General features: G+C 52.0%; 17 protein-coding genes. 13 read left to right on the forward strand and 4 right to left on the reverse strand.

From position 1 onward, the window contains the following. Positions 1–44 precede the first annotated feature (44 nt). From wecB to galE, 12 genes are all read left to right on the forward strand, one after another. Positions 45–1,193: a non-hydrolyzing UDP-N-acetylglucosamine 2-epimerase gene (gene wecB / locus ASB58_RS09505; RefSeq protein ID WP_118130255.1), complete on the forward strand. Its 1,149-nt coding sequence runs from the start codon at positions 45–47 to the stop codon at positions 1,191–1,193. Continuing rightward, entirely contained in the window at positions 1,190–2,452 is a 1,263-nt protein-coding gene (wecC, locus tag ASB58_RS09510) for a UDP-N-acetyl-D-mannosamine dehydrogenase (protein WP_118130257.1), read from the forward strand. The genes wecB and wecC overlap by 4 nt, the downstream gene beginning before the upstream one ends. A 4-nt stretch (positions 2,453–2,456) precedes the next feature. Next, complete coding sequence (locus tag ASB58_RS09515; RefSeq protein ID WP_118130259.1) at positions 2,457–3,722, forward strand: oligosaccharide flippase family protein; 1,266 nt, start codon at positions 2,457–2,459, stop codon at positions 3,720–3,722. After that, complete coding sequence (murB, locus tag ASB58_RS09520; protein WP_118130261.1) at positions 3,719–4,816, forward strand: UDP-N-acetylmuramate dehydrogenase; 1,098 nt, start codon at positions 3,719–3,721, stop codon at positions 4,814–4,816. The genes ASB58_RS09515 and murB overlap by 4 nt, the downstream gene beginning before the upstream one ends. Further along, positions 4,813–5,901, forward strand: a complete 1,089-nt coding sequence (locus tag ASB58_RS09525) for a polysaccharide pyruvyl transferase family protein (protein ID WP_118130263.1) — start codon at positions 4,813–4,815, stop codon at positions 5,899–5,901. The genes murB and ASB58_RS09525 overlap by 4 nt, the downstream gene beginning before the upstream one ends. Then, the gene (locus ASB58_RS09530) at positions 5,895–7,073 is read left to right on the forward strand and encodes a hypothetical protein (RefSeq protein WP_118130265.1); all 1,179 of its coding nucleotides are present in this window, start codon (positions 5,895–5,897) and stop codon (positions 7,071–7,073) included. Before ASB58_RS09525 ends, ASB58_RS09530 begins: the two co-directional genes overlap by 7 nt. Next, positions 7,039–7,605, forward strand: a complete 567-nt coding sequence (locus tag ASB58_RS19880; protein WP_147336816.1) for a hypothetical protein — start codon at positions 7,039–7,041, stop codon at positions 7,603–7,605. The genes ASB58_RS09530 and ASB58_RS19880 overlap by 35 nt, the downstream gene beginning before the upstream one ends. A 17-nt stretch (positions 7,606–7,622) precedes the next feature. Then, the gene (locus ASB58_RS09535) at positions 7,623–8,582 is read left to right on the forward strand and encodes a glycosyltransferase family 4 protein (protein ID WP_181977907.1); all 960 of its coding nucleotides are present in this window, start codon (positions 7,623–7,625) and stop codon (positions 8,580–8,582) included. 148 nt (positions 8,583–8,730) lie between these two features. After that, the gene (locus ASB58_RS09540) at positions 8,731–9,465 is read left to right on the forward strand and encodes a WecB/TagA/CpsF family glycosyltransferase (RefSeq protein WP_118130269.1); all 735 of its coding nucleotides are present in this window, start codon (positions 8,731–8,733) and stop codon (positions 9,463–9,465) included. A gap of 15 nt (positions 9,466–9,480) precedes the next feature. Next, complete coding sequence (locus ASB58_RS09545; protein WP_118130271.1) at positions 9,481–10,881, forward strand: phosphohexomutase domain-containing protein; 1,401 nt, start codon at positions 9,481–9,483, stop codon at positions 10,879–10,881. Positions 10,882–11,095: 214 nt separating this feature from the next. Continuing rightward, positions 11,096–12,511 (forward strand): undecaprenyl-phosphate glucose phosphotransferase, encoded by a 1,416-nt coding sequence (locus tag ASB58_RS09550; RefSeq protein ID WP_096004164.1) that lies wholly within the window; start codon positions 11,096–11,098, stop codon positions 12,509–12,511. A gap of 1 nt (position 12,512) precedes the next feature. Then, positions 12,513–13,538 carry a UDP-glucose 4-epimerase GalE gene (galE, locus tag ASB58_RS09555; protein WP_118130274.1) on the forward strand — a complete coding sequence of 342 codons (1,026 nt, stop codon included), beginning with the start codon at positions 12,513–12,515 and terminating at the stop codon, positions 13,536–13,538. 284 nt (positions 13,539–13,822) lie between these two features. Here galE and pgi read toward each other — a convergent pair whose 3' ends face one another. From pgi to rfaH, 4 genes are all read right to left on the reverse strand, one after another. Beyond that, complete coding sequence (pgi, locus tag ASB58_RS09560; RefSeq protein WP_118130275.1) at positions 13,823–15,487, reverse strand: glucose-6-phosphate isomerase; 1,665 nt, start codon at positions 15,485–15,487, stop codon at positions 13,823–13,825. Positions 15,488–15,505: 18 nt separating this feature from the next. Beyond that, positions 15,506–16,792: a nucleotide sugar dehydrogenase gene (locus ASB58_RS09565; protein ID WP_118130278.1), complete on the reverse strand. Its 1,287-nt coding sequence runs from the start codon at positions 16,790–16,792 to the stop codon at positions 15,506–15,508. Positions 16,793–16,805: 13 nt separating this feature from the next. Next, positions 16,806–17,699 (reverse strand): UTP--glucose-1-phosphate uridylyltransferase GalU, encoded by an 894-nt coding sequence (galU, locus tag ASB58_RS09570; protein ID WP_118130280.1) that lies wholly within the window; start codon positions 17,697–17,699, stop codon positions 16,806–16,808. Between the two features lie 82 nt (positions 17,700–17,781). Continuing rightward, entirely contained in the window at positions 17,782–18,351 is a 570-nt protein-coding gene (rfaH, locus tag ASB58_RS09575; RefSeq protein ID WP_118130282.1) for a transcription/translation regulatory transformer protein RfaH, read from the reverse strand. 963 nt (positions 18,352–19,314) lie between these two features. On the opposite strand from rfaH, the gene ASB58_RS09580 reads away from it, so the two are divergent. Further along, positions 19,315–20,433 carry a polysaccharide biosynthesis/export family protein gene (locus tag ASB58_RS09580; protein ID WP_118130284.1) on the forward strand — a complete coding sequence of 373 codons (1,119 nt, stop codon included), beginning with the start codon at positions 19,315–19,317 and terminating at the stop codon, positions 20,431–20,433. Position 20,434 lies beyond the last annotated feature (1 nt).

A 20,434-nucleotide genomic window follows, 5' to 3' on the forward strand; every position in this document is an offset into this window, starting at 1 on the left:
TTAGCACCACCAACGCACCAACTCACTCCCGGCTATCAAAAGACATGACTCAATTGAAAACCCTTTGCGTATTCGGTACGCGTCCCGAAGCCATCAAAATGGCGCCACTCGCACTGCAACTCGCAGAAGACCCACAAGTTGACGCCAAGGTGTGCGTCACAGGTCAGCACCGCGAGATGCTAGATCAAGTACTAGGGCTATTCGACCTAAAGCCCGACTTCGATCTCAATATCATGAAGCCAGGACAAGACCTGACCGATGTCACGTCTGCCATCTTGCAAGGCATGAAAAGCGTATTGGCCACCTGCAGGCCCGACATCGTATTGGTCCATGGGGACACTGCAACCACATTCGCCACGGCCTTGGCTGCATACTATCAACAAATTCCGGTAGCCCATGTGGAAGCAGGTTTGCGCACCGGTAACCTCTACTCTCCCTGGCCGGAAGAAGCCAACCGTTCGCTTACCGGCGTCTTGACTGCACTGCATTTCGCCCCGACCGAAGGCTCCCAGCAAAACCTGCTCCGTGAAGCAGTCCCGGTAGATCGGATCCATATAACTGGCAACACGGTGATCGATGCGCTGCTACAGGTGGTTGAGAAACTAAAACAGCCGGAGCTAAATAATCAGTTCGACCGGCAATTCAGCTTCCTAGACGCCAGCAAGAAACTGGTACTAGTGACCGGCCATCGACGGGAAAGTTTTGGTGGAGGTTTTGAGCGTATTTGCAAAGCCCTAGTAAATACGGCCGCGAAGCATCCCGATGTACAAATTGTCTACCCCGTGCACCTGAACCCGAACGTGCGAGAGCCAGTCAACCGCCTACTGAACGGCCAGCCAAATATCAAGTTAATCGAACCTCAGGATTACTTACCCTTTGTTTACCTGATGAACCGTGCCCACATCATTCTCACCGACTCGGGCGGCATTCAAGAAGAGGCACCATCACTCGGCAAACCAGTGTTGGTGATGCGTGACACCACCGAGCGACCAGAAGCGGTCGCAGCAGGAACAGTTCGACTCGTGGGCACGGATAGCGAACAAATTTGTCAGCAGCTCAGCTTGCTCCTAGAAAATCCGGAGGCTTACAGCAAAATGGCCATGGCGCACAACCCCTATGGCGACGGCAAAGCCTGTGACCGCATCCGCCAAATTCTTATTAACTGGAATGTAGCTCGAAAGGAAGACGCATGAACTTCAACACTATATCTATGATCGGTCTCGGTTATATCGGTCTACCGACGGCAGCCGCCTTTGCCTCTCGTAAGGTAAAGGTTATCGGGGTTGACGTGAACCCGCACGCAGTGGAGACCATAAACAAGGGACAAATACACATTGTGGAGCCGGATCTGGACATGGTCGTGCATTCCGCCGTGACCGAGGGTTACCTGCGCGCCACACTAACTCCAGAACCAGCCGACGCATTCTTAATAGCAGTGCCCACTCCCTTCAAGGGAGACAACCATGAACCCGACCTTAGTTATATAGAGTCAGCCGCAAAGGCTATCGCTCCAGTACTGCAAAAGGGAAACTTAGTCATTCTGGAGTCGACAAGTCCAGTAGGCGCAACCGAAAAAATGGCCACATGGCTGGCCGAAGCACGTTCAGATTTGACCTTCCCACATACTCATGGCGAAGAGTCAGACATCCGCATTGCCCACTGCCCCGAACGCGTTCTGCCTGGCCATGTGCTTCGTGAACTAGTCAACAATGACCGGGTGATCGGTGGAATGACCCCCAAATGCTCACACCTAGCAGCGGCGCTTTACAAAACATTTGTGCAAGGCGAGTGTGTGATAACCAACGCTCGTACGGCTGAAATGTGCAAGTTGACGGAAAACAGCTTTCGAGATGTGAACATTGCCTTTGCCAATGAACTTTCTATTATTTGCGACAAGCTAGACATAAACGTTTGGGAGCTGATAGGTCTGGCGAATCGTCATCCGCGGGTGAACATACTTCAGCCAGGTCCTGGAGTTGGTGGCCACTGCATTGCAGTCGACCCATGGTTCATTGTCAGCCAAACACCTGAAGAAGCAAAAATCATCCGAACAGCCAGAGAGGTCAATGAGAGCAAGCCCCAATGGGTGCAAGCAAAAATACAGTCAGCTGTTTCTGAGTATCTGTCGAAGCACCCAGAAAAATCAGCAAGCGACATATCAATAGCATGTTTAGGCTTGGCATTTAAACCGAACATTGATGACCTTCGCGAAAGCCCCGCGGTAGAGATAGCCAGTCTGCTAAACGCCACTCACCCCGGACAGGTCTATGCCGTTGAGCCAAATATAAAAGCTCTACCAGGCAGGCTAAATCAAATAATATTGTCGGACCTAGAACCTGCGATTAACAATTCCCAGATAGTGGTAATTTTAGTAAAACACTCCGACTTCGAGAAACAAGCCCTACAGTTATCCCGAGGAAAAATCATAATTGACACCGTAGGACTTATCTAAATACATGAGAGCAAAGGACCTTGTTCACTCCAATCAAATATTTGCACTAATCGCCAAAGGATTAGAGGGTAGCAAGGCTGCTATAATCTCCGTTATAATCGCACGATCGTATAGCGCCCACGACTTAGGCATATTTTCTTATGTTTTGGCAGTAGGCGCTATCATAGCCATCATCGCTGAATTCCGACTTCACAGCGTTGTCGTCCGAGAGTTAAACACCGGGACTATACCTAAAAATGAAGTACTGGGATCAGCAATCTCAGCGATTTCATTTTTCGCTCTAATCGGAATTGCGCTAATTGGTGCAATATCTTTTTATGAAAAAGACACTACAACATCGATCGGCCTAGCAATCTTCGGCATTAGTTACATACTAAAAATACCAAGACCCTTTAAATCTTATTACACTGCACAATCAAAAAATTCAGTTAATGCCAAGTGCGAAATAGTTTCATCAACGATAACACTAGCCATAACACTATACTTAGCCATAAACAACTATGACCTGATATGGATAATAGCTACCAGGGTCGGCGACTTCTTTATTGGATCGCTGCTGCTATCACTTACCTACTACCTAGATGAAAAAAAAGGCTTAAAGTGCTCTTGGAGCACTGTCAGGTCGCTAACTGGACAATCTGCGCCTCTGGTACTTTCGGGAGCTGCGATGCTGCTATTCCAGAGGTTAGACCTTGTATTTGTCAAAAACATATTGGGCACATCAGAGGCTGGATACTACACTGCAGCAATCACTGTTATGTCCCTATTCTCAATCCCCCCCATGGTTATATCTGAATCTTTAGCTCCAAAACTTTTCAAGAGCGGCTCAGAAGCTTCTAAACAACAATTCTGCAACATTCTTTTCTTCCTAGGTTTCTCGCTCTCGCTCTGTATGCTGCTGACATCCCTCTTTGCGATAGACTTGATATTTGGCGAAGACTACAAGGCTGCCATTTTACCGGCAACGATATTGTCAGCGAGCCCGTTACTGATCGCTCTGGGCGCATCAGCAGGCCAAATAATAGTATTCGAGCGAACTCAACACCTCGCGTTAATCAAGTGCATTATTGCGTGCATCGTGAGCGTAATGCTAAACATTATATTGATACCTACATTAAAGCTAGCTGGCGCGGCAACAGCTACAGTAGCTGGACTATTTATCGCAAACTATATATCACACCTATTCATTCCCGCATATCGGCATATATTCAAAGCACAAAATAACAGTGTTTTCATTGCATTCAGGTCTATAAGAGGTAGCAACAAATGAAAGTCACACCCAACAAAGACCTTACTAGCCTGAATAGTTTCAAGGTCAAAGCAAAGGCGCGCCAGCTAGTAGAATTTAATGAAGCAGAAGAGCTGACTGCATACCTGGGTAATTTAGATCAGCAACCAAACAGCTTTCTTATTCTTGGCGGTGGAAGCAACACCCTGTTCACAAAAGATTACGACGGAATAGTACTAAAGTCAGCCGACACGAAAATCGAGGAACTATCTGTTTCTGAAAAAGAAATCACAATCCGAGCAGGTGCAGCTTGCGACTGGGATAACTTCGTCGCCCACTGTACTTCTCGAGGGTGGAACGGGTTAGAAAACTTGACTTTGATTCCCGGAACTGTCGGAGCCGCTCCTGTACAAAACATAGGAGCATACGGCACTGAAGTGTCGGACTTAATATTAAGCGTTCAATGCGTCAATCTGAAAACACTCGAAATAGAAACCTATTCCAACGAGCAGTGCGAGTTCAAGTACAGGGACAGCGTATTTAAGCGACGGCCATACCTGCTCATCACTTCAGTTAACTTTCGATTAAACACCGAGAGCTTATGGTCAGCGCGAAATAGACCCGTTTTCTACGAAATAAAAAAGCTGCCCGCCTTACTGCTCAGCATTCCAAGAGTAAAATTAACGCCAAAAATCAGACTGTCCGCAAACTTTGACAATGTCAGGGATTTGTTGTCCATCTCTATCATACCGCCAAAAATAAAGCGCCTAGCAGTAAAGAAAATGCGGCAACGTACAATGCCCGACCCCAATAAGATCGGCAACGCCGGCTGTTTTTTTAAAAGCCCGATAGTAAGCGCTGAGATCGCAAACAGGATCAAGTCTAAGCACGCCAGCGTATCCATTTACAAAGAGAACAACGAGCAGTACAAGCTATCAGCCGGCGACCTAATAAAGCTCGCAGGGTGGAACGGCAAAACCATTGGAAACGTCAGCATCAACCATAACAGGCCGCTAATACTTCTAAATACAGGCCATGCAAGCGGACAGGAAATATTTGATGTCGCAACAAGAATACAGAATACCATCAAAAATCTGGTAGACATCAAGGTTGACTTTGAGGTTGTCATAGTATGAAAAAAAAAGTTCTTACGATCACGTTCCAAAGATCACTTAATTTTGGGGCTTCTTTACAGGCTTTCGCCCTAGTTCAGTACTTGAACAAAAATGGTTACCAAGCTGCCGCCATCGACTATCTTCCCAAGTACTTTGCATGGGAAATATACAGACCCGCGAAAGGCATCAGGAAAACACTAGACAAAATATCAAAACTACGAAAATTCACACTTTTTTTTAATAAACACATTCCACACACACACACAGTTTTCACATCCCGCTCGTTAAAGAAATTCAAAAATATAGATGCCTTTATTTGCGGCAGCGACCAAATATGGAATCCTTTATTAACGGGAAAAAAACATGACCCGGCTTTTTTCCTTGATTTTCCGACAAGTGATAGTTTAAAAATAGCCTATGCCGCTAGCAGCGGAAGCGTACAACTCAACAGCCTACCACCAAAAATCAACGACAGCCTTTTAAAATTCAATCATATTGGAGTGCGTGAAGAAAGGTTAGCTGCCGAGCTCAAGGCATCGCTACCAAATAAAGAAATAACCACTGTCGCAGACCCCTCTCTACTATTAGATGAAGAGGACTATCTGCCGTTAATAAAACCCAACATATCGCCCGAAAGAAAATACGCACTCAGTTATGTAGTAGGCTCAGGAGAAATGTTAGAAAAATTCTCAAGCCGAGTTAAAGAGTTAAAAGAAGTACTTGTTAGCACACCGGTAGTTCACGCAGGAGCCAAGACTATTAAACACGCCGACCATCAGCTCCTTGATATCGGCCCAACGGAATGGCTATCGCTCCTGCATGGAGCAAGCTACATCATTACCAATTCCTTTCACGGCGTAGCTTTCGCTATAAAATTCAAGAAAAACTTCACATTCATACCACACACAATCACCAACCTAAACAATAGGCAGCTGACGTTGCTAACGGCTGCCGGCCTTACCCACCGGACACTGGATGACTCAGAGTCTCTAACCCCGGACTCTACATCAGATATTGATTACGAACTTCATGAAAACAGCATCAATGACTACATACAAAAATCCAGAGACTTTCTCCATTCTTCCATAGACCTGTCCGCATGCTAAAAAATAGCACCATATTAGTATCCGCGATTTATCTATCTTTCTCGCTAGATTCATTGCTAAAGATTGGAAGCACATTCAAGATACACATCGGAGTGCTTTCAGCATTAATCTTTGTTTTTATAGTCGCACTAGCAAAACCAGGATTTGCAGCAAAAGGGCTACTAAAGAACTTCACCTTTTCAGTCTTTGTTTTCTACTGCATCCTTAACGGCGTCGCGAGTCAAGCTCCCGGCTTTAGAGACATCCTGCCCTACATCCTAATTTCGACAGCGATACTTATATACTGCCATGTCACCTACAGCAAAGTTAACACAAGAGCATTTTATTACTTTCAGGCAGCCTTGATACTATCCGGACTAATTCAATACTATCTTTTTTTTGCTCACGGATACCAGGTCAGCTTCATTGATGCCGAGCATTATCAGAAAACATCGTCAGTATCTAGTCGCCTCAGAGGCTTCTTCATTGAGCCAAACTGGTTTGCTATTGCTTTGGCTTTCAATACACTGCTACTTGTAAAAGACCGTCCCATAGAATTCCTAAAGAAACACAAAGCAATGTCCGCCCTAACAGGCCTTGTTATAGTTTTAAACGGATCAATCGCCCCTATTGCACTGCTCTGCATCACCTATGCTGTTCCGTTTATTAAAAAATCACCTGTAAAAGGAGCGATTTTTAGCGTACTGCTTCTGGGAATACTGTTAGCGGTATTTTCCTACAGGGAACAGTTGAGCGAGCAGAACAACGCGACGACAACATTAAATCACCTTTCACGGTGGACACCGCTTATGCGTGTCATTGGCTACCAAGCAGAAACCGATTTGACCACTATCGTATTCGGTAATGGCCTTGGGAGCTGGGGTACGTTAGCAATCCAGAACCGACTATCTGTTCTAGTGTACGAGACTGCCCCCGAATCCCGAGACGGAAGCGAGATACCAGTATTCATTTTTGAGCTTGGCCTCATTGGAATCTTTTTAATACTGCTAGACAGCTTCTATATGTACCAGCGTTGTCCAAAGGGGCAACATTACTTAAAGGCAGGCGTTCTATTCTTTCTCGCCTTCCTTTTCTTATACCCCACACTAAAATTCTGGATGTACATGCCATACTATTTTTATTTAAGAGCAGCAATTCATGCACAAAGAAAACCATCAAGAATCACTCACTGACATTCAATTCATCTGCAAACAAAAAGGCTACAAGCGTTCAAAGAAGAATTCAATTAAATCGGCACTCTCGCCCTCATTTATTTGCACTAGTATTTTTAGGCTTTCCAGTTTCCTGCACAAAAAAAATACACCTATACTACCGCGATTATTTTGGTGGATAAACTTCATAATTTTTAAAGTAGACATCGACCAAAGAGCCACCATATCCGGCGCTATTTATCTACCCCACCCAATGATGATTACAATTGGCAGCGAAGTTAGAATTCACGGCAATTGCAAAATAATGCAAGGCGTAACTATTGGCGGGAATCTCGGCAGAGAATCAAGCGACGGACAAAGACAGCCAATATTGCACGGCAACTGCTTCTTGGGAATAAACTCTTTACTCACCGGCCCAATAACTCTGCAAGGGCCTATTTTCGTAGCGGCATTAACCGTTGTTTCTGACGACGCTAAAAACTGTGTAATTTACGAAACCAACAAGACAACACAATTAAGAGAGCATCACCTAGAAGAGCTGAAAACAAAATGACATGGCACTTGATAAACATGAAGAATACCGCTCGCGGAGGAGCACAGAAGATACTTGATGCTATCAAAACTCCCAGCGATATCGTATTTTCACAAGACATGCATTCAGAGATTAACCACCTAAGCAAACCTCGTATTTTCCTCAAAATATTATCATCGCTAATAAATTCAAAGCCTGAACGGATAGTAATTCACACAAGATACTTTTTAGTACTCGCCCCAATCACAACTGCACTTGGGATAAGAACCATATTTTACTGCCACGCCTCATATAGAAAGCAAAACTATCTATTTAAAGTATTTAAATGCAACGGATATATCTGCGTCTCAAACTCTGCGAGGCGGATACTTGAGAGCTCAGGAGTGGCAAAAAACAAAATCAAGGTCGTTCCCAACCCTTTGCTTTCTTCTGGTAAACCTAACTTCATTAAAGACGACCACAATGCAAGCGCAATCATTTCAGTTGGAAGTTTAGCCCCTTGGAAGGGGTATCATGAAGCTCTGTCCCATCTAGCTCACTACTCCGGCCCAATAAATTATAAAATCATAGGTGAGGGCTCCTGCGAGCAGGAACTAAAAAGGCTGGCTATGACCTTACCTAGCAATATTAAAGTCGAGTTCTTAGGTCGCCTTGCCACACCATACGAGCACTCTACATATGCCCCGATCGTTCTAATCCCATCATTAGAAGAAGGGTTTGGGCTTGTGGCAATTGAGGCAATATATAACGGCCGCATCCTATTGTACTCAGACATACCCGCACTAAAAGAAATATGCGAATCTGACCCGCTCAGCATACCTTTTGACGTCAGCAGCTCGAGCAGCTTTATTACTGCGCTAGATCAAGCCATCTCACTCAGCAACCAGACGCTGGACCGCAAATCGATAACTGAAAGAAGCCTTAAAACCCAAGAAAAGTACAATTTAAAAAACTTCATAGACAACTACAAATCAACAATAAACAGCACTTTCAACTAACAAAGTCTAACTACCTGACCTAGCTTATTCTAAATACATTATTAGAATCACGTCGCCCTAGCTGAATCAAACGGCCCAACACATCTAACTACACAATATTTGCGAGCCCTATTTTCAACCCGGGCACATGACACAAACGGAACAAAAAATGCGTAGAATTAATTTTTTAGACTGCCCCATGGATGTGGCTAGCACAGTTGAGACCGTCCGCATTATCGACACTGCAGTTACCAACGGCGATTTTCTCCAGCATGTGGTAGTAAATGTCGCAAAACTGATAAATATGCGTTCAGACCCGCAATTGAAAGCATCCGTATGCGAATGTGACATTATCAATATCGATGGGATGGGCGTTGTTCTGGGAGCTAGATTTGTGGGGCATAAAGTTCCCGAGCGCGTCACAGGCATTGATCTGTTCAACGCGCTACTTGAGATGAGCGCACATCGAGGGTTTGCAATCTACCTTCTAGGCGCCAAACAAGAAATAGTAAAAGAAGCCGAGCGCAGGGTGAAAGAGCAGCATCCTGAACTGAACGTTGTCGGCAGCCATCACGGGTATTTTTGGGATGACGAGCAGGCGGTCGTGAACGAAATAAGAGCATCGGGTGCTCAACTTCTTTTCGTCGCCATCACCTCTCCCAAGAAAGAGAATTTTATAAACCGCTGGCGCGATCAACTGGGCGTTAATTTTGTTATGGGTGTAGGTGGCACATTCGATGTAGTCGCTGGCAAGGTATCCCGTGCCCCCAAATGGATGCAAGACAGTGGTCTGGAGTGGTTATACCGGGTAATCCAAGAACCACGCCGAATGTGGAAGCGGTATTTAAAAACCAATCTTTTGTTTGCATGGTTACTGCTTAAAGAAAAGCTTTCCATCCGTTAATTAAGTTGAAATTTCATGCCCACAATTTCCTGTTTCAAAGCCTACGATATCCGCGGCCAACTCGGCACAGAGCTCAATGAATATATCGCCTATCGTATTGCCCGCGCGTTCGCACAGTTCCTCAAGCCCCAGCGTATCGTCTTGGGTGGCGATGTCCGCGCCACCTCCCCCACTCTTAAAGCTGCGCTCGCCAACGGCTTGCGTGATGAAGGGGTAAACGTTTTGGATCTTGGCCTGACCGGGACGGAAGAAGTTTACTTCGCCACGTTCCACTTGGGCGTCGATGGCGGCATCGAAGTGACCGCATCCCACAACCCCATCGACTACAACGGCTTCAAGCTGGTGCGCGAAGGGGCCCGGCCCATTTCGGCGGATACCGGCCTTGCCGCTATCCGCGAGATCGCCGAAGCCAGCAGCTATCAGTTAGTGGACGGTAAAGACCCAGCGGTGGCAGAAGCAGACCGCGGTAACTATGAGCTGGTCGATACCCGTGCGGACTTCGTCAAGCACTTGATGGGCTATATCGATACCACCGCTTTTGACCGCCCGCTCAAGCTGGTCGTCAACGCCGGAAACGGCGCAGCAGGGCCTGCGGTTGATGCCATTGAGGCTGCTTTCAGTGCCGCCGGCCTGCCCGTTACCTTTATCAAGATCTGCCACGAGCCAGACGGCACCTTCCCCAATGGTATCCCCAACCCTATCCTGGTCGAGAACCGCGCCATTACACGTGACGCTGTGCTGGAGCACGGTGCGGACGCAGGCATCGCCTGGGACGGCGACTTTGACCGCTGCTTCCTGTTCGACGAGCAAGGCCGGTTTATTGAGGGCTACTACATCGTCGGCCTGCTTGCCGAGGCGTTTCTGCAGAAAGAAAACGGCGCTCGCATCATTCACGACCCGCGCCTGGTCTGGAACACGGTTGAGCAGGTAGAGAGCAACGGTGGCGTTGCGGTACAAACCAAGGCCGGTCATGCCTTTATCAAAGAGCGCATGCGCAATGAGGACGCCATTTACGGTGGCGAGATGAGTGCGCATCACTACTTCCGTGACTTCGCCTACTGCGATAGCGGCATGATCCCCTGGTTGCTGATTGCCGAGTTGATGTGCCGCAAAGGCCTGCCGCTGTCAGCATTGGTCGATGAGCGTATTGCACGCTTCCCCTCCTCTGGCGAGATCAACCTGAAGGTCAAGGATGCCCCAGGCGTGCTCAAGGCCATCGAGTCCCAGTATGCCGGTGACGCTTTGAGTGTTGATCATACTGACGGCGTTAGCATCGAGTTTGCTAACTGGCGCTTCAACTTGCGCGCATCCAACACCGAGCCGGTTATTCGCCTCAACGTTGAAAGCCGCGGCGACCAAGCGCTGATGGAGCAGCAAACCAAGCAACTGTTGGACGCTATCAACACGTTGTCCTGAGCGACCAACACCGGTCCACTACTACAGAGATCGTCGCCACTCAGCGGCCGATCTCTGCGATACTATGCGGCCTGAGTCACAGGCTCGTCATAGCGCTCTGCCCTGTCAACGCGTTGGGCAAAAAAAGGGGGTGAAACCACTTCACCCTGCAAGACTCTTAATCAGATCGCAGCCGACAGTGTTACTGAACATTGTGCATTCGCAGGAATAGATCATGCAGCCTACCCAGAACGGAATCATCCGCTCCAATGAACCGATGCTCGCGGTCATGCACCGCTGGTTGGACCTGGTCGTCATTGCCGGGGCACTTTTTGTCGTGCTCTGGTTTCAAGAGACCACACTGCACCGAGATCACTGGATCAGCTTGCTGATCACGCTCTTTCTCTTTTATCTGATCAACGATTTCAGCCACCTCTACGGCTCCTGGCGGGGTGAACACTCGCTACGCGAGCTACGCCAGGTGGGTGGCAACTGGGCAGCGGCCTTTGCCGCAGCCTTCGTGACTGACTACTTCTTTTTTCAGAACACCCGCTTGCCAGACGTGGAAAAGGTGGCTTGGTTTGCCTTGGGGCTAATCAGCCTGTGGGGCTACCGTGTGCTGCTACGGCAGGTCATGCGCCGCCTGCGTAGCCACGGTTACAACACTCGCTCCGTTGCCATTGCCGGTGCCGGTGAGCTGGGCCAGAGACTTGCGAATAACATCGTTAGTACCCCCTGGATGGGTCTGAACCTGATGGGGTTTTATGACGACAAGACCAGCGACCCGATTCCTCTTGCCGATACTAGCGTGGCAATACCTGTAAACGGTGATATGCGCCAACTGATCAACGACGCCAAAGCAGGCATAATTGACAAAATCTATATCACCCTACCTATGCGCGCGGAACTCAAAATCAAGTGGCTGCTCGATGAACTCAGCGATAGTACCGCTTCGGTTTACCTGATTCCTGACGTCTTCGTGTTTGACCTTCTGCATGCGCGCAGTGAGTCCATCAACGGGCTGCCGAGCATCAGTATCTTCGACACCCCAATGGACGGCGCCAACCGAATCGTCAAGCGCATCGAAGACATCATTCTTGCCACGCTGATCCTCGGGCTCATATCCATCCCCATGCTGATGATCGCCTTCTGCGTTCGCATAACCTCTCCCGGGCCTGCGCTCTTCCGCCAGAAGCGCTACGGCATAGACGGCAAGTCCATCGAGGTCTGGAAGTTCCGCAGCATGAAGGTGATGGAGAACGGCGCCAAGGTCACCCAAGCGACCCGTGGCGATAACCGCATCACCCCCTTTGGTGCTTTTTTGCGCCGCACCTCTCTAGACGAGTTGCCGCAGTTCATCAACGTCCTGCGTGGTGAAATGTCCATCGTCGGCCCCCGCCCCCACGCCATTGCCCACAATGAGGAGTACCGCAAGATCATCAGCGGCTACATGCTCCGCCACAAGGTCAAACCAGGCATTACCGGCTGGGCGCAAATCAACGGCTGGCGTGGTGAAACTGACACCGTCGACAAGATGGAGAAGCGCATCGAGTATGACCTGGACTACATACGCAATTGGTCGCTGTTTCTAGACCTGAAGATTGTATTCCTGACGGTCTTTAAAGGGTTTATCAACAAGAATGCCTACTGATATGCAATCCACAGCTCGCATTCTCGTCACCGGCGGCGCCGGCTATATCGGCACCCACACCTGCATTCAACTACTGTCTGCCGGCTACGAGCTATTGGTACTGGACAACTTCAGCAATAGCTCACCGGAAGCATTGCGCAGAGTACAAGCGATCACGGGTATCGATGTGCCCTGCATTGAGGGCGATATCAATGATGCCGCGCTGCTGGATAGGCTTTTTGAGCAGCACGCTATTGATGCCGTTATTCACTTTGCCGGGTTAAAAGCGGTCGGCGAGTCTGTCGCGCAACCGCTGCGTTACTACCACAATAACGTCAGCGGCACCGTTACCCTGTGCCAGGCGATGCAGCGCGCGGGTGTTTTCAATCTGGTGTTCAGCTCGTCAGCCACGGTCTACGGCGATCCGGCGACACTGCCGATTCGCGAGGACTTTCCCACCAGTGCGACCAACCCCTATGGCCGCTCCAAGCTGATCATTGAAGAAATTCTGGGTGATCTATACACCTCCGATCCGCGCTGGAACGTGGCATTGCTACGTTACTTCAACCCGGTCGGCGCTCACCCCAGCGGGCTGATCGGTGAAGACCCTAGCGATATCCCGAACAACCTGATGCCCTATATTGCGCAGGTTGCCGTTGGTCGCAGGGAAAAGTTGAGCGTATTCGGTGGTGATTACCCCACGGTGGATGGCACCGGGGTGCGCGACTATATCCATGTCATGGATCTGGCGGATGGTCATGTGAGGGCGCTGGCCTGGCTGCAGCAGGGCTTGGGTATCAAGGCATTCAATCTCGGCACCGGGCGCGGCTATTCGGTATTGGAAATGCTCAAGGCCTTTGAACAAGCCTGTGGCAAGACGTTAGCGCACGAGCTGGTCGCCCGCCGCCCCGGCGATGTCGCCAGTTGCTATGCAGATCCGACGCTGGCGGAGCAAGAGCTGGGCTGGAAGGCGACACTGGATATTGAAGCCATGTGCGCCGATGGCTGGCGCTGGCAGTCGCAGAACCCGGAAGGGTATCATAGCTGAGGAAGGTGGCAGGTCACTGGGCAGGTTGAGCTTCTGCTTGATCTGCGGGGGAACAATACTAGCCCATGGCCGAGTTGGAACTCGGCCTTTCCGTAAATGAGGCGCGGGCTGGTGGACAAGCCGTTGGCTTCTCCACCCTACGGGCCGTTGTGCGCTACGCGTCCAGCGTGGTCGGAGGGCGGAGTGAGCGCAGCGTGTCCGCCATCAAACTCGCAATCCTCCCAGCGCTTTTCTGCAGCCCCTTGGTGGACACGCCTCAGGCTTTGTCCACCCTGCTCGTAGGTTTACTGGGCTTTGATAAAGTCGATCAGCCCACGGGTGGAACTGTCGAGCGCGGCGGCGCCGGCTTCACCTCGAATCACCCCAAGGGTTTCGGTGGCAATTTTCTTGCCCATCTCCACTCCCCACTGGTCAAAGGGGTTGATGCCCCAGATCACCGCCTGGGCAAACACCTTGTTCTCGTACGCTGCAATCATGGCGCCCAAGCTGAAGGGGCTGAGTTCCTTCAACAGCAATGTCGAGCTGGGTTGGTTACCGCGGTAGCGCTTGTAGTGCGGCAGCTCACCCTCTTCTGCCAGCGCGGCTTCTCCCAATGCGAGCAGGCGCGACTGCGCCAAACAGTTGGCCAATGCCAGCTCATGCTGACTGACCAGCTCTTCTGCATCGACCGTATGGCGCGCCTCGTGGTAACGCAGCGCCGGCGCAATGAAGTCGCAGGTCACAACTTCAGTGCCCTGGTGCAGCAGCTGATAGAACGCATGCTGCGCATTGGGCCCAACCTCTCCCCACAATACCGGGCAGGTGTGCAGCTGCACCAGCTCGCCGTCACGATTGACTGACTTGCCGTTAGACTCCATCTCCAGCTGTTCCAGATAGGCCGGCAGTTTCTCCAGTCGACCATCATAGGGCAAGATGGCATGGGCGTTGATGCCCAGGCAGTTGGTATTCCACACGCCAATAAGCGCCATTAGCACTGGCAGATTGCTCGCCCAGGGCGCAGAGCGAAAATGCTCATCCATCAGGTGCGCACCCGCCAGCAGCTGGCGGAACCCCTCCATGCCGATACGCAGCGCAATCGGCAGTCCAATACAGGACCACAGTGAATAACGACCGCCCACCCAGTCCCAGATCTGCAGCTGGTTTTCCCGATGAATACCCCACTCGCTCATCTTCTCGGGCTTGGACGATACGCCGATAAAGTGGCAGTGCATCAGCCCTGCGCATTTACCCAGCGAGCGCTCCAGCCAGGCCAACGCCGTATTGGCGTTGTAAAGCGTATCGACAGTCGTGAAGGACTTGGACGAGACAATGAACAGCGTATTTTGCGGCCGCAACTGCTGCAGCAGCTGCGCCATCTGACTGCCGTCCATTGATGATGCAAAGTGAATGCCGAGTGACTTGCTGCTCTTGATTGCAAAATCGTTAAGCGCGCGGCTGACCATCAGGGGGCCAAGATCCGAGCCACCCACACCGATATTGACTACATCGGTGATGACTTCACCTGTCATGCCGCGCCATTGGCCACTGTGGATCTTATCGACCATCGCAGCCATGCGATCCAGCTGCGACTGCACATCGGAATAGACGCCCTCTACCGGCTCCTTCAGCTCTGTGTCGGCAGGCACGCGCAGCGCCCAGTGCATGGCCGCGCGATGCTCGGTGTTGTTGACCGTTTCGGCATTGAACAAGCGCTCGATCCAGCCGCGCAGGTCAGCACTGTCAGACAGGGCAAACAACTTTTCCAGTGCCAGCGAGTCCACTCGCTGCTTGCTGTAGTCCAGCAGCAGCGGGCCGGCGGTCACGTTAAATCCAGCAAAGCGCTGTTCATCCGCTCGAAACAGCTCAGCCAGGTGCAGAGGGCGCAGGCGCTCTGCCTGGATATTCAGGTCAGCCCAGGCCTGCTGCTCGGCTTGCGTACCCGTATCGGGTATGGATTTGAAGGCATTCATATCGGCATCCCTCTGGGCTCAACGCCCAACTCCGTAATAGGTAAAACCATGCTCGCGCACGTAGGCCGGGTCATACATATTACGGCCATCAAGGATTACCGGTTGTTTCATACCCTTGCGCAGCCGGTCCAGGTCAGGATTCCAATACATTTTCCATTCAGTGAGCACCATCAGCGCATCCGTGCCGTCAGCTGCGGCGTAGGGGTGACTGGCATAGTGCAACCCCGAGTGATGTCCGTAGCGCTCCAGCAGTGCAGGCAAGGCTTCCGGGTCATGCACGCGCACCTTGGCGCCTTGCGCCCAGAGGGCCTCAAGAATGCGAATGATGGGTGCGTTGTCGATGCGCCCGGTTTCAGGCTTGAAGGCCGCGCCCCAGATGGCAATGGTGCGGCCCTTGAGGTCCGTGTGATAGTGCTGCCAAAGTCGGCGGAACAGATACTCTTTCTGACGCTCGTTGATCTCAATCACCTGATTGAGCAAGGAAGAACCCACACCAGACGCGTCCAGAGTATCAACCAGGTTGATCACGTTACTTGAGAACCCCGGGCCACCAAAGCCAACCCCAGGATACAGGTAGGCTGGCCCGATACGCGGGTCGGCCGCAACGCCCTGACGAACGCTTTCGATATCGATGCCCAGCGAGTCGGCCAGGTTGGCCATATCGTTCATAAAGCTGATACGGGTCACCAGCATGCCGGTGATGGCCAACTTGGTGAATTCCGCCTCCCGCGGACTCATAACCAGGAAGTGGTCGCGGTCACGGTTAAAGGGGCGGAATATTTCCTTCACCAGCAGCTCTGCGTAACCATCGTTACAGCCCAAAATGATCTGCGGCGGCTTGTGCATGCCATCCAGCGCGGTACCTTCCTGCAGAAAGTCTGGCAGGGCCACTACCGAGCGACGGCTTTCGCCACCATCGGTACGTAGCAGCTGCTCCAGGTGCTCGGTAAAACCAACCGCAAACGGGCTCTGGTTGACCACCAGCCAGCTGCGGTCGCGCACCTGCGACAGCCGCGTGACTATCTTCTCGGCCAGCGCCGACTCGTCGGTGTCCAGCGCCAGGAAAACCGCTCGGCTGTCAGCGCCCGGCAGGCCATCAAAATCACCGTACACCAGCCGGCCGCTGGTGTGGCCGCTGCTGATCAGCCGACGCAGGCCGGGCTCACTGTAGGCCGCCTTGTTGGCGATAATTTGCTGGCGCACCCGCCCCTGGGGCATGCGCAACACCACATTGTGGCCAGTGGACGCCAGGCTGCCGGCGGTGACCAACGCAGAAAGAGTGTCGCCGTAGAGATCGATGTGCACGATAGGCTCCGCGTTAGTCGTTATATTGGCGCAGCAACTCGGCAAACTCGGCACCTACCTGCGGGTGGCGCTTGGCGTAGGCCAGCGTCGCCTGCAGGTAACCAATTTTGCTGCCGCAGTCGTAGGTCACGCCTTGCATGCGGTAGGCTTCTACCGACTCTTCCTTCATTAACGTGGCGATGGCATCAGTCAATTGGATCTCGTTGCCGGCGCCGGGAGCGGTATCAGCCAGCAGTTCAAAGATACGCGCCGGCAGGACATAGCGCCCAACCGCCGCCAAATCAGAGGGTGCATCGGCCTGCGCCGGCTTTTCTACAACGCCCGTCATCACCTGGCTGGTACCGGCCGCAGGTGCGTCGCCCTCAAGGGCAACCACTCCGTATTGCGAAACCTTGTCCATGGGCACCTGCTCCACCATGATCTGCGCACGCTGGCTGGCCTGATAGCGCTGCACCATGGCAGCCAGGTCCGGCTCCGAGCCGGCCGGTTGCAACTCGGCATCAACCAGCACGTCGGGCAGCATGACGGCAAAAGGAGCATCGCCGACCACTTCACGGGCGCACATCACGGCATGACCCAGGCCAAGGGCCTTGCCCTGGCGTACGCTGATCACGCGAACGTCTGACGGCAGAATGGAACGCATGACCTTGAGCAGCTCGTCCTTGCCACGGCGCTCCAGCTCATTCTCCAGCTCGTAGTGCACGTCAAAGTGGTCTTCAATCGCCCGCTTGGCCGAGTGGTTGACCAACACAATCTGCTTGATGCCCGCGCGTACTGCTTCATCCACTACGTACTGGATAACCGGTTTATCGACAACCGTGATCATTTCCTTGGGAATGGCCTTGCTGGCAGGGAGAAAGCGGGTACCGAGGCCGGCAACGGGGAGAACGGCTGTTTTAACAGTCACAGATAACTATCCTTTGTCACGACATACAGTCAGAGAAAATAAAAGCAAGACCGCTACACCAAAAAAGTAGCGGTCTGAAATATCACGCATATTTCGCGCCAGCCAGAGAGCGACCGGCAAACGTACTGGCTTGCGCTGGCCGCTCACCTGCTGACTTGATGCTGCGCAGGGGCATTTTCAGACGCTGCTCTCGATGCAGCAGAGTAAGCAAAAGAATGGCGCGCTCTTCACCATCATTGCGCAAAAAAATGGCTTCAAGCTCACTGAAGGGGCCTTCAGTAATGCGCACGGCATCACCACAGGAAAATTGGCAGGCCACAGGCGCTTCACATTCGTGCGCATGCAGGCGGTTGATCAGATCAGCGGGCACCAGCGCTGGCTCGGTTCCAAAGGTCACCAGGCGCGCAACGCCGCGGGTGGAGCGGATGGAGTACCAGTTGTCTTGCAGCCGATCCAGCCGCACAAATAGATAACCGGGGAACAGGGACTCACTCACCTCAGCCTGACGCCCACGCTTGACCTGCTGGGCGCGACGTAGCGGGCGATAGCAATTGAAGGCCTGATTGCGCAGATTCTGTTCTGCCCGCTCATCCTGTCGGGGTTTGCATTGAATCAGGTACCAACCTGAGGCGTTTGCGTGTTGTCCAGACATCCTGTCACCCGAGCAGCCTGCCGGCCGGCTCTCAATTGAACTTGGTAAGTTGGCTCTCACCTTGCGCATATAGGATCACCTCACCCCCGAAAAACCTGGGCGGGCAATTGAGGCGCAATGATAATTGCCTGCCCGCCACCCGAACAAGACTTGACTTGCCCGAGGCGACACATGGTCATGACGCGCCACCTGGCCAGAAAACTGGCGCGATAAGACAGCCCTCGCGCCCACCTTGGCCTGCAACGACGCAGCCTCCAGCCCAAACCGACCGCAAACCCCTTGTTTCTGCGCCAGCCACGTAACAACTTTGTGAGCAGCTTCACATAACTAAGTTCAAAAGGGGCAGAGGCGCATCTTTATTGCAGTCGGTCACCCAGTAACAGGAGCAGCCTGCTATAAATGGCCGCATCACCTCAATGGCCAGCATGGCGCCACTACGCGACATGTACAAGGCTCTGAATTAGGGGTTTTCATTCACCTTTAACTGCGTATAATCCAAGTCGTATTTCCCACGTAACAAGGAGACGAGTTATGAATAAACAAGTACTTGCACTGATTGCCAGCGGCCTGTTGCTCGCCTCCGGCGCGGCTGTAGCACAAAGCGAATCCGGTGGTGGCTATATTGGGGGCGACTCAAGCATTGGAACAAACAATGTCGGAGCAGCTCCCGGCGCGCCGGCTGGCGGCGGAGCAGCTGCAGGTGGTGGAGCAGCTGGCGCTGGTGGCGGACTCGGAGCCATGGGTGGCATAGTCATCGGCGGCGCAGTCGTGGGTGGCGCTGTTGCGGCTGCAAACGACGATGGCGACGGTTCTAGCGGCACCACCGGCACTACCGGCACTACCGGCACTACCCCCTGATCCGGGGCGCTGTATAAAGGATACAAAGCCACCCATCAGCACGCTTGGGTGGCTTTTTTTTGCATGACGTTATCGCCGCCTAATTAACCATAAGAACTTCTGCCCATGAATCGCATTGCCCTCGGCGCCCTTGGCGCAACGACTCTTGTACTGCAAGCCTGCATGTTCTCACCCGGCATGCATATGGACACGGACCGTCTGATCGCTGAAGACTCTGTCGAGGCAAGCATGGTCGAGATGGTGCAGATCACCCCCAAAGTGCTGGCACAGGAGAATGTGGAGCGCCCTGAGCGGAAAATCCCACAGGCCCTGCTGGATTATGCGCCAGAGAACTATCGCCTTGGCCCCAATGACGCCCTATTCATCACAGTGTGGGACCACCCTGAGCTGACTATTCCCGGCGGCCAGCAGCAGCCATCCTCTGCCAACGCACGGGTAGTACGAGACGACGGCACGCTGTTCTATCCCTTTATCGGCAACGTAAAGGTGGCAGGGCTCACCCAGGAAGAGCTGCGCAAACTGATTTCTGAACGCCTGGCTCGCTATATTGAGCAACCCCAGGTTGACGTCAATATTCTTGAGTACAACAGTCAGAAGGTCACCCTGAGCGGTGCCTTTGTTGAACCAGGCTTTCGAGCAATTAATTCTCAGCCTCTAACACTACTGCAAGCCATTGGCGAAGCTGGGATCGACCAGTCCCGCGCAGACCTCTCGCGCCTGCAAATTCTGCGCGACGGGCAAGTTTACACACTGGACTACGATTACCTCACGGGGCACCCTAGTGCCGTCGGCAATATCTACCTGAAAGACGGCGACAAACTGCATTTCGGCCTGAACGATGCCCGTAAAATTTTCGTCATGGGAGAAGTGCCGAACCCCACTGCGCTGGCCTATAGCACCAGCCGTATGACGCTTAGCGAAGTGCTGGCCACCGTTGGCGGGCCCTCCCCAACAACATCCAGCGGTCGCGAGGTGTACGTGATTCGTGGCGTTGAGAACCTGGAAACCGATAAAGCAACCGTATTCCAGCTAAACGCGCAGTCGCCCTCTGCATTCATCTTGGCGGACCAATTTGAAATGCAGCCGCAGGATGTTGTTTTTGTCGGAGCAGCCGGTATCACCCGCTGGAACCGTTTTATCAGTCAGCTGCTGCCAAGTGCCACACTTGTGGGCACTACCGCCAGGGCGGGTAGCGATTACAACGACTTCTCTAACGACAACTGAT

Origin of the sequence: Pseudomonas abyssi (assembly GCF_003444685.1) — a bacterium.
GTDB classification, from domain to species: domain Bacteria; phylum Pseudomonadota; class Gammaproteobacteria; order Pseudomonadales; family Pseudomonadaceae; genus Halopseudomonas; species Halopseudomonas abyssi.